Below are 10,822 nucleotides of genomic sequence, written 5' to 3'. Positions count from 1 at the left end.
ATCGCATGCAGACAAGAGGGGGCGGTGACGGGGAAGCCCTCCCGTCACCGCCCCGGGATCCCTACTCGGAGACGATCCCGTCTGCTCCGCGGCGGCGACGCGCCAGGAGCAGGATCATGCCGGCGACCAGGAGCATGCCGGCCGTGCCGAGCACGATGCCGTTGATCTCCCCACCCGTACTGGGCAGACCGGCCGGTCCCGCACCGGTACCGGGGTCGCTGGTGGCGGCGGCGACCTGCAACTGCTGCCAGCCGATCAGCTGACCGTCCGCGTCGAACACGGCGAGCCGGTGAGCCTCCGCGGTCGTGTCCGCCGGGATCGTGACCGCGATCGTGCCGTCCGCGCCGACCTGGACCCAGTCGCCGCCCAGCAGCACCGGGTCGGAGAACAGCCATGCAGCCACCCACTCGCCTGCGTGCTCCGCTCCCTCCCCGACCTGGACGGTGATGACCTGCCCGGCCGTGGGAGTGGTCGTGGACGCGGTGATGCCGCCCTCATCCACGCCGTCGAGCGCATCCTCCGTCTGCGCGGACGGCGCCGTGGCGGGCTTGGGGTCGCCCGGAAGCACGGTCAGCGTCACCGGAGCGGACTCCGCGACCAGAGTGTGGTCATGGTCGTACAGCTTCGCGACGATCTGCGCGCCGGCATCCGCCTCGGCGACCTCATGGGTGAGCGTCGCCTCGCCGGCACCGGAGATCACGGAGAAGTCCGCATCGCCCGAGCGCTGGATGAACCAGTGGTAGTGGTCCTCGTCCGTCGCCGGGTTCTGCACCGCCGTGAGCGTCGCGGTCTCACCGACGTGGTAGCCGGCGGCAAGACCATCGATGCTCAGCTCGGTGATCGGCTGCGGGTGCGTGCCGCCGGTGGCGACGGCCAGTGTGTGCGGCTCGGATTCGGCGATCATCGCGTGGGTGTCGTCGAACAGGCGCAGCACGAGCTGCGCGCCGTCGTCCTCGGCGGTGACCGGGTAGGCGAGATCCTTGTCGCGGGACTGGTCGACCCAGACGAAGTCCGAGGCGCCTGTGCGCTTCACATACCAGTGGTAGTGGGACTCGTCCGTCTGCGGGTTCTGCGTGCTCGTCAGCTGAGCGGTCTCACCGGCAGCGTACGACTCCTTGTCGGCGGTCACCGTGAGAGTCGTGACGGGCTCACGCTGCTGCGTCGTGATGGTGATCGGCGCCGACTCGGCGTGCACCTCACCGTCGTGCAGGAGCTGGACCTTCACCTGAACGCCGCTGTTGGGGAGCGTGGGCTTGAACGAGTACTCGGCGGCGGTCTGGCCATCCACGGCGGCGAAGCCGTCAGCGCCGGGAAGCTTCACGAGCCACTGGTGCTCGGTCAGGCCCGTCGGGGTGGACTGCTCTGCCGTCAGCGTCGCCGTCTGCCCGACCCAGTAGTCGTCCGCATCGCGGTTCGTCGAGATCGTCAGGTCGGTGTCCGGCACCTCGTGCCCGTGATCGTCGAGCTTCACGATGACGGGGGCGGATTCCACGTAGCTGTTACCGTTGTCGTAGGTGAGTGTGGCGATCACTGCCGCTCCGGCGAGGTCCTCGGTGACGGAGAAGGAGTAGGTCGCGTCGTTCTCGCCCTCGACGAGGACCGGCGCGGTCTCGCCCTCCTTCTGCACGTACCACTCGAAGCGGCTCAGCACGGAGGTCGGAGTGACCGACGCGGTCAGCGTCGCCGTGTCGCCGGTGTGGTAATGGTCGGCGATGCCGCCGACGGAGACCTTCTGCAGCGGTGCGGCGCCGTGATCGTCGACCTCGATGGTGACGGCCTCGGACGTGGCCAGCGCCGTGCCATCCTCACCGACGAGCTGCGCGGTGACCGTGGCGCCGTTCAACGCCTGTTCGGCAGCAGGGATACGGTGGCTGTCGCCGGTTGCGCCGTCGATCAGGACCGGCTGGTCCTGATCGACGCGCTGCAGGTACCAGCGGTAGGCGCCGTCCTCCACGGCCGGGCCGGCGACGATCTGAAGATCGATCGGCGAGCCGCTGTGATAGTGGTCGGCGAGCGGGGCGATGGAGATCGTCTGTTCCACCGGATCCTCTCCTGTGGTGGAGATGGTGACCGGATCCGATTCCACGACGATCGGCTGAGCGGAGCCGCTGGCGTAGTCCTTCCCACCGGAGACCGTCGCGCGGTACTGGGCACCGGCGACGGCGTCGACCGTCAGCGTCGACGTCGCTGCCCCGTCCACGGTCGTCCACTCGGCTTCTGCCGATGCGCGCGTCTGCCAGGCGTAGGTCGAGAACGTCGACTCAGCGGGCGACGAGGCGGCCGTGAGCGTGACCTCGGCGCCCGGTGCGACCTCGTCCTCGGCGCCGGAGACGGACAGCGCCGTCGGGACCGGAGCCACGACGAAGGTGTAGGTCGCCTCGTTGCTCGTCGACGTCTGGGTGCCGTCGGCGCTGGTGACGTCAGCGTGCGCCGTCAGCGTGTAGGTGCCGGGCTGGGTGAAGCCCCAGTTGGCGTGCACATGCGCCAGGAAGTCCTGGTGGATGGTTCCCGGGAACGTCCACCCCTCGGTCAGCAGCGGTGCCACGCCGCCCCACTGACCGGTCGTCCACAGGAACACCTCACCCGGGCCGTCCACGGCTGTCACGTCGATGTCGACCTTCGCCTGGCTGCCGTAGACCGATCCGACCGACTGGCTGTCCCAGCCCGGCCAGATGAGCTCATGGTCCTGCGTCAGCGGAAGGTGGTACAGCTCCGTCGGTGCACCCTCGGGCACCCCTGCGCTGGGGAGGTTGGTCGAGAAGGCCTGGCTCTTCACCGCGAGCGTCACCGACTCCGGCGTGCGCAGCACATGCGACCCGGTCACGTCCTCCTTGAGGACGAGACGGGCAGTGTCGTCCTCGTTCAGGACGAGGTTGAAGGCATCGATATGCCCGGTATCGAGGTGGATCGGATCATCCTTGACATCAGGAGCCTCGGCGGCGAAAGCAGCCGTCGGGAGAGCCAAACCACCCGCAAGCGCGAGGACACCCACCAGGGCGCCACCTCGCAGACGGGTCGAAGTGAGCATATGTATGGACCTTTCCAGTTCGGGTAGAGGCAAGCAGACATCCGCTTATTGAGAATGATTATCTTTATCTTAGGGGAGAGATTCCTCGCCTCACAACTGAACGGCCTTGTGAGCAGTGGCGTCACCGCCGGACCGTGTGCCGCCAGAGGGTGAAGGCTCGCACCGTGAGGGGGTGATCCCTGCTCCACCACGGGGAAGCGGAAGCCGGGTCCCAGTCCTCGAGCACCCGGCGCCACTCCCCCGGGTCGAGTTCGTCTTGAAGAAAGCGGGATTCCCAGAGCACGAAGTCCAGGGCGCGTCGCAGGCCAGTGAGGGCCCCGGGGCGGCCTGTCGACTGGCGCAGAACGGTTCCGGCGGTATCGAAGCCCTCGGCCAGAAGCGTAGAGAGGAATCGGGCGCTGTCGGGACCGAAGGCCCGCCGGTAGCCGGCGTTCAGCGCCGACCATGACCGTGCCTCCCAAGCAAGATCCTCCCCGGAGCCGATGGGGGCGAGAATGTTGCTCAGGCGCACCCAGATCGAACCCCCGGTGCGCACGACGCGCGTGAGCTCAGGCATGAAACGGGTGTCCCAGCAGTCTCCGAGTACGGCGGCATCGAACTCCGCCGAAGCGAAAGGCAGCGGTTCCGACAGGTCTGCGGCGATGACGCTGACGCCCCGCTCTGCCCTACTTCGCAGGCCAACGCGGCCATCCGCTGGTCGCGGTCGACCGCGACGACCTTGTGTCCGCGACCCGCAAGCAGCGCGCTCGAGACCCCGGGGCCACAGGCCGCGTCGAGGACCCGTGCTCCCGCGGGCAGCGCCATCACGTCGATACAGTCCTCCAGCGCAGCACGGTCATCGAGGTTCGCGATCAGCGCCTGCGCTGGGGCCGCCACCTCGTACGCCGAGCGCGCCGGCGACCCGCGGGATGATTCGGCGATCTCCGTCCACCGTGACGCAGGCGGCACTTCCTGCACCAGTGCTCGCCACGGTGCCGGCACGTCGGCGATGCTGGGAGCATTCATTCCCTCTCCTTCCATGCGGTCCGCCCGCTGATGAGTCAGTTCGACGGCTCTTCTCGTCGCAGACCGCGGAGCGCGAAAGCGGCGATGCCCGCAGTGACGATGAGGATGACGATGCCCACCCGCTGGGTGCCGGCGATACCGATCGTGCCGACGAGGGCCGCAGCGAGATAGGCGCCCACGGGCTGCCCTCCCCATGCGAACATCCGGGCTGTGGTGTTGACTCGCCCCTGCAGATAGTCCGGCGTAACCCGCGCACGCTCGGTCACGCCGTTGAGGATGACGACCGTCGCACCGATCTGATAGACCACGAGCGCGACCAAACCGATCCAGTACAACGGCTGCTGGCTCCACGCAGCCAGGCCGCCCGCCGCGACGATCAGCCCGAGCGTCGTGATGGTGCCGATACGCACACGACGGCCCAGACGCGGGAGAATCAGCGCGCCGAGGAACCCGCCGACCGTCATCGCCGAGTACGCGAATCCCAGATACGGCCCGTCCAACGTCATGCCGAACCACTCCGAGACCGTGACGACCACCAGCCCGCTCAATACGCCTTCGGCGATCGAGTTCCCCAATCCCAGCAAGGTCAGAGAGCGCACGATCCGGTTCCGGACGATGAATCCGAGTCCCGCGCCGATATCGCGAAGGATTGTCGTCTCACGATGCGACAGCTCCCGCACGGGCTCGTCGAGGATCAGGAAGACCACGGCGGAAACGACGAACATCACAGCCGAGATCGTCAACGTGTACTCCGGCGACCACCAGCCGGCGATCAGCCCGCCCAATGCCGGCCCTCCCAGCCCGATCACCGTCGAGACGGCCGTCATCGAAGCGAACGCCTCGGCAATCCGGTCCCGTCCGACGATGGCCGGGAGAGCTGCGAACATCGCCGCGTCGAAGAACACCAGCGCGGTGTTCGCTACGAGCGCCGATACGAACAGATGCGGCGTCGTCAATACACCGAGCATCTGAGCGACGGGGATCGATCCGAACGCCAGCGCGCATGCCGACGTCGTCAGCAAGGCAACGCTCCGTATCCGGTGGCGGTCAGCCAGCGCTCCAGCAAACAGCCCCACGACGATGTAAGGCGTCACGATGAAGCCGGCCAGCAGGGCGGCCAGGTCCGCTCGCCCCGTGCGCTGATAGACCGCCATGGGCAGCGCGACAGCGGTGATCGCCCCGGCGATCCAGATGCTGGCGCGCGCCATGAGCAACGTGCGGAACTGGAGGCGAGCCATCACAGTAGACATATTGAGAATGATACTCATTATCAACCGGGTGATCATGTGTAGATTCGTCAACTTGCAACCGCATCGTGTGTGCGAGTTGAGTCCGCGAGGTTGCGCATGGCTCCCCCTGCCGAGGGCTGGCGCGTCACAACAGCACCCTTCGCCGTCCGGACAAGACCCGCGGTCCCGCAAATCGTGCTCCACTCTCATTACCGCGGTCGTGGTGAACCGGTCGGTGCCATCGCCGATCTCCGCGAGGATCCGCGCTACAGGCACGGCACCGATACCGGGTGCGGATGGATGGGTGCGAGGGGATGTTGCGCGAGCTCCGCGGTGAGAGCCCGTTCGAGTCCTTCGACGGTGTCGCGCATCGCTTCAAGGATTCTCAGCAGCCCCGTGCCGACGGTGCCCAGGACAGTTTCGACCCTCCTGCTCTGTCGTGGTGCGGGTGCGCGGAGATCGGCGCGTATCCGCTCAAGCAGAGCAGGATCGTTGCGGCGACCAGCGCGACGGAAGACGGCTTCGATCCTGCGGGACTTCAGCCGATATCCCACAGCTGGTGTCGACGCGGCACCCATGACTGCTGTGGCCGCATAGTGCTGCAGTTCGGGAACACTTTGATCGCCTGCAGATAGAGCTCCAGCAGCACGAACCGCAGGTGCCTCACAGTTCGGGCAGGGCTCAGGTCGCCTTCTGGTGCTGTCGGCGGATACACGCTGAACCAGTTCGCATCAACAGCCCGCGCGGGCGAGTGGAGTGAGAGCCTCTCGCCAATCGGCTGCTACCGCTTCTCCGGGTCCGGGTCGGCGGGCATGCGCCGGAACCGTGGATGGAGAAACACGAAGAGGACGATGATCGCCATGATGGCGGCGCCGACGATGATCGGCAGGAGCGCCCATGTCCCGTAGAGGGCGGTGCCGGCGGTGGGGGCGATGACGAAGGTGAGCCCGGTGGTTGCGCTGATCAACCCGGCCAGCCCGCCCTGTTCCTCACGGTTCACCAGGAGTGTGGGCCCGGCGGTGTAGCCGGGCATTGCGATCCCCAGGCCCAGGCCGATGATCAGGATCGAACTGAACAGCGGGACGGGGCCGGCGTCCATGATGAGCAGGAGGAAACCTGCCAGTGCGATGGTCCCGCCGACGCGGAGCAGGGTGGGCGGGGTCCAGCCGCTGCGGGGCACGATGACGGCCTGGGCGAGGATCATCCCGACGCCTGCCGCGAGGAGAGCACCGCCGGTGACCAGGCCGGTGGTCTGGGCGTCGAGTCCGAGGCGGTCCTGGACGATGAACCCGGTGATGACTTGGATGAATCCGAGGGCGGTGAACATGCCGAACCCGGCCAGCAGGAACGGCCACACGCGTGGGTCGAACGGGCGCACCCGCGCAGGTTCTGCGATGAGTTCGTGGCGCTGCTCACGGCGCAGACGCACCGTGATGAGGACGAGCCCGGCCACCAGGAGCACGGGCACGGCGATGAGCGGGGTGAGGAGGCCGAAGGCGGACAGCAGGCCGCCGATGACGGAGCCGCCGACCATCGCGATGCCCTGTACCGCGCCGACGCCGGCCATGCCCTTCACCCTGGCGGTTTCGTCGGTCGTGACGTCGGCGATGTACGCCTGGGCGGTCGGTGGCACAGCGGCGATCGCGGCGCCGAAGCCAATCCCGCGGAACAGGACGAACAGCACGAACAGTGCAACCCCTGTGACGAGACCGGTCATGCCGGCCCAGGCCACCAGGGCGAACAGGATCATCGTGACCGTGGCCAGGGCGAAGGCGGCGACGAGGACGGGCTTGCGCCCCCAGGACTGGGAGCGGCGGCCCCAGAACTGGCTGGTGAGTACGAGCATGAGCGCGGCGGAGCTGATGGTGACCCCGATCTGCCATTCGGCCAGTCCGACCTCTCGGGACAGGGGTGCGATGATCGGGTTGAGGGTCATCTGTCCCAGGTAGACGAGCAGCACCGCGCCCAGCAGCAGCGGGGTCTGCGGGCGGGACACGACGGTCTCCGACGTGGGAAGTGGGGTTGGGGCGGTCATCCGGTCTCCTTGAGCGATCGTGTCATGGCAGCAGCGGGGACGGTGCTCGCGCCGTGCTCCTGGGCCACGGGAGTGAGGGTGAGTTGTCGATCGGCGGCAAGGGCCAGCAGGTCGTCGTCGTGGCTGATGAGCAGCACGACGGCGCCGTCCGCGGCGACCTGCCGGATCTGGTCGGAGATGGACTGCAGATGTCGACGGTCGACGCCGGAGCTGGGCTCGTCGAAGATGACGATGCGGCGCCCGGCGACGCGGGCGGCGGCGACGACGACCCGCTGCTGCTGCCCACCAGACAACGCCAGCGGGTGCCGTTCGGCCAGAGGGGCGAGGTCGAGAGCCTCGAGTACCGCGGCGGTATCGGGCGATCCGGGGGCGTCTGTGGACGCGAGGTCGATCTCGGCCTGGACACTGTCGGTGAACAGTTGTCGTTGCACGTCCTGCATCACGATCGCGCTCGCCCGTTGCCGTGCACGGCGGGTCAGCGTCCGCCCGTCGAGCTGGATGGTGCCGGCGGATGTCTGCAGGCCGGTGACGATGCGGGCGAGGGTGGACTTGCCTGCGCCGTTGACGCCGCGGATCGCGGTGACCTCGCCCGCGGTGAATGCCACCTTGTCGATGTCGAGAACGCTGCGGCCGCCGAGCCGGCAGCGGATGCCGTCCAGGTGCAGCGTCGCGGTGGGGGCCTGCTCGTTCGGGACGGAGTGCGCGATGCTGCCGCCGGCGGCGGCAAGGATGGGAATGACGGGCGGCCGGATGTCCCCGCGCAGGCCCTCGTCCGCGAGCAGATCGTCAGGGACGGCGCGGAACTGTGCTGCGGTCCATTCCTTGTCGATGGTGCCGTCCCGCATGACCACGACACGATCGAAGAGGTCCTGCAGATAGCGCAGCCGGTGTTCGGCGACGACGATCGTCACCCCGGCGGTCTTGAGTCCCGCGAGGGTGCCGGCGAGTCGGTGCACGGCGTCGGCGGACAGGTTGGAGCTCGGCTCGTCCAGCAGGAGGATGCGCGGATCGTGGGCGGTGGCGGCGGCGATCGCGACCTGCTGCTGCTGCCCGCCGGACAGCCCCCGGAGCCGCTGGCTCACCGGCACCCATCGCGCGAGCTCGGTGACCTTCTCCTGGACGCGGGTGCGGATGTGCTCACGGGGAAAGCCGAAGTTCTCCATTGCGAACGCCGTCTCCTCACGTGCGGAGTCGGTGAAGAACTGCCGACGGGGATGCTGCAGCACAGTGCCGGTGACCAGGCCGAGGGCGTCGAGCTCGACACCGGTGGTGATCATCCCCTCGACGGTGACGGTGCCGGTGAGGATCCCGTCGTCGTGGAACTGCGGCACGAGGCCGTTCATGAGTCGCAGGGCCGTCGACTTGCCGGATCCGGAGGCGCCGCACAGGACGAGGAACTCTCCGGAGGCGACCGTGAGGTCGAGGTCGCGCAGCGCGGGGGTCTCGGCGTGGGGGTAGGTCCAGGAGACGCTCGATATCTCGATCATGCGATCACCATCGTCAGGGGGTTGGGGAGCAGGAGGCTCACGGCCGCGAGGATGGAAAGGGCGACGGCCAGGGCGAGGTCGGACCGGCCGAACTGCGGCGGATCGAGCGACACCGGGACGCGGCGTGAGCCGAGTCCGCGCAGGATCGCCGATGCCGACAGGTCTTCGCTGGCGCGCAGGCTCGCGGCGATCATCGGCACGGTGAACCGTTCCATGCTGAGGATCGGATGCCGGGCAAGGCCCGTTGCTCCGGCGAGGCCGCGCAGCCGCATGGCATCGAGCACCGCGGCGGATTCCGCAGCGACCACGGGGAAGAACCGGAGCATCACGGCGAGGGTTACCGAGAGCGCACGAGGCAGATGCCAGGCGCGCAGTGCCGCGCTCAGCCGTGTGGGCGAGGTCGTTGCGATGAGGTGGGCGCCGGCGCCGAACGCGGCGACGAAGCGGATGAGGTACCCGCTGCCGATCGCGAGGACCGTGAGCAGTGGATGGGCCCAGAGCTGGGGTAGCACCCAGCCGAGTACGTACAGGACGGCCGCCGCGACGGGGATGATCACGACGCGCGCCCAGGCTCGCTCCGAGATGGCGAGCACGGTCGCCAGTAGGATGCCCGCCGGGACGAACACCAACCCGCCGGGGCTCATCACGGCGAGGCTGACGAGCAGCACGAGAAGGATCTTGCTGCGTGGATCGAGTCCCCGCCGTGCGACCGCGACGGCGGGGACCGCGACCTCAGGCAAGGCCGGCGCGGACAAAATGCTTGCGGAGTACCGCGGAGCCGAGCAGCCCGCCCAGGAACCCGGCGACCGCGACCCCGATCGCGAGCACTCCCAGCACGGGCAGCGTGGTGAGCGCATCGGCGCCCGTGACGTATTCCTCCCCCATTGTGGTGAAGCTGGGGCTACGGAGGTAGTTCTCCCGGTCGAAGACCAGCGGCAGGAACGGGGTGAAGAAGCTCAGCGCGAAGATCGTGTAGGCCCAGATCGCCGCCCACCGAGAACGGTAGCCGCCGACCCAGAGAACGACCTCGGCAAGGATTGCGAGCATGATGATCCCGATCGTGCTGAAGATCGTGTTGCCGGTCAGCAGGTAGAACAGCGCGACGACGATGCCGAGCAGCGTCACCATCCCGGCGTGTTTCACTCGCGTGAGGAAGAGCATGAACACGATCCCGTTGACGAGCACCGAGATGGGGACGATCGTCAGCCAGACCAGCGGCGAGAAGATACCCAGCATTCCGATCGCGTAGGTGACGACGATCATGATGACCGCGAAGATCGCTATGCCCGTCAGGTCGCGTGCTGTGAACCGCAACGAGAGGCGCCGACCGGTACCGGTCTCAGCGGGCAGAGTCGTGTCTGTCATGCGAGACCCGCCTTGACGAAGTGCTTGCGCAGGACCGCGGAGCCGAGCAAGCCGCCGAGGAAGCCGAAGACGATCCCCGCAGCCCACACCCCGAGGATGACCGGAGCGGACAGCAGGGCGTCCATCTGCGCGGCGTACTCGCTGCCCATCGACTCCGACCCCTGGGAAGCGAGGTAGGCGTCGCGGTCGAGGAACATGGGGATCCAGGGCCCGATCATCCAGGCCGAGAAGATCGTGTAGGCCCAGATCGCTGCCCACCTCGACCGGTACCGGCCGGCGAAGAGCACGATCTCCGCGATCAGGGAGACCCCGACGATGACCAGAACGCTCTGCCACGGGTGCCCCCAGCCCATCGAGGCGAGCCCGAACACGATGCCGAACAGCGTGACCATGCCGCCGTGCCGCACTCGGCTGAGGAACAGCATGTAGGGGATGCCGGCGACCAGCGGGGCGAGGGGAAGAGTGATCACCATCACGAGCGGGCTGATGATGCCGACCATCGCGACGGCGAAGATCACCACGATGTAGATGACAGCGAAGATCGCGATAGTCAGGAAGTCGCGGGCACGGAACGTCAGCGAGAAGCGGGGACGCTCTGCCGCAGTCGCAGTCGCCACCGGGGTGGCTGCCGAGAGGGTGTCGTCGGTCATGTCTGGTCCTTTCGAAGGGTCGG

Annotated in this window: 8 protein-coding genes; all 8 read right to left on the bottom strand. The window is 67.9% G+C overall.

All coding sequences use genetic code 11. From position 1 onward, the window contains the following. Positions 1 to 61: 61 nt before the first annotated feature. The 8 genes from CIK77_RS07005 to CIK77_RS06965 all read right to left on the bottom strand — a co-directional run bounded on the left by CIK77_RS07005 (position 62) and on the right by CIK77_RS06965 (position 10,799). On the bottom strand, positions 62 to 3,028 hold the full coding sequence (locus CIK77_RS07005; protein WP_087054426.1) for a choice-of-anchor M domain-containing protein: 2,967 nt from the start codon (positions 3,026 to 3,028) through the stop codon (positions 62 to 64). Positions 3,029 to 3,149: 121 nt separating this feature from the next. Beyond that, positions 3,150 to 3,584 (bottom strand): hypothetical protein, encoded by a 435-nt coding sequence (locus CIK77_RS07000; protein ID WP_087054427.1) that lies wholly within the window; start codon positions 3,582 to 3,584, stop codon positions 3,150 to 3,152. A 484-nt stretch (positions 3,585 to 4,068) separates the two neighbouring features. Next, positions 4,069 to 5,283 carry an MFS transporter gene (locus tag CIK77_RS06995; RefSeq protein ID WP_170934092.1) on the bottom strand — a complete coding sequence of 405 codons (1,215 nt, stop codon included), beginning with the start codon at positions 5,281 to 5,283 and terminating at the stop codon, positions 4,069 to 4,071. Positions 5,284 to 6,043: 760 nt separating this feature from the next. After that, entirely contained in the window at positions 6,044 to 7,297 is a 1,254-nt protein-coding gene (locus CIK77_RS06985; RefSeq protein ID WP_087054430.1) for an MFS transporter, read from the bottom strand. Then, on the bottom strand, positions 7,294 to 8,784 hold the full coding sequence (locus tag CIK77_RS06980) for an ATP-binding cassette domain-containing protein (protein ID WP_087054431.1): 1,491 nt from the start codon (positions 8,782 to 8,784) through the stop codon (positions 7,294 to 7,296). The genes CIK77_RS06985 and CIK77_RS06980 overlap by 4 nt, the downstream gene beginning before the upstream one ends. Next, positions 8,781 to 9,524, bottom strand: coding sequence for an energy-coupling factor transporter transmembrane component T family protein (locus tag CIK77_RS06975; RefSeq protein ID WP_258861453.1), 744 nt, complete (start codon positions 9,522 to 9,524; stop codon positions 8,781 to 8,783). Before CIK77_RS06975 ends, CIK77_RS06980 begins: the two co-directional genes overlap by 4 nt. Beyond that, positions 9,517 to 10,149: an MptD family putative ECF transporter S component gene (locus CIK77_RS06970; RefSeq protein ID WP_087054433.1), complete on the bottom strand. Its 633-nt coding sequence runs from the start codon at positions 10,147 to 10,149 to the stop codon at positions 9,517 to 9,519. The genes CIK77_RS06975 and CIK77_RS06970 overlap by 8 nt, the downstream gene beginning before the upstream one ends. Continuing rightward, positions 10,146 to 10,799 (bottom strand): MptD family putative ECF transporter S component, encoded by a 654-nt coding sequence (locus CIK77_RS06965; RefSeq protein WP_087054434.1) that lies wholly within the window; start codon positions 10,797 to 10,799, stop codon positions 10,146 to 10,148. Before CIK77_RS06965 ends, CIK77_RS06970 begins: the two co-directional genes overlap by 4 nt. Positions 10,800 to 10,822 lie beyond the last annotated feature (23 nt).

It is taken from the genome of Microbacterium sp. JB110 (assembly GCF_003335195.1).
In the GTDB taxonomy this organism is placed as follows: domain Bacteria; phylum Actinomycetota; class Actinomycetes; order Actinomycetales; family Microbacteriaceae; genus Microbacterium.
This window is presented reverse-complemented; position numbering and strand designations above follow the sequence as displayed.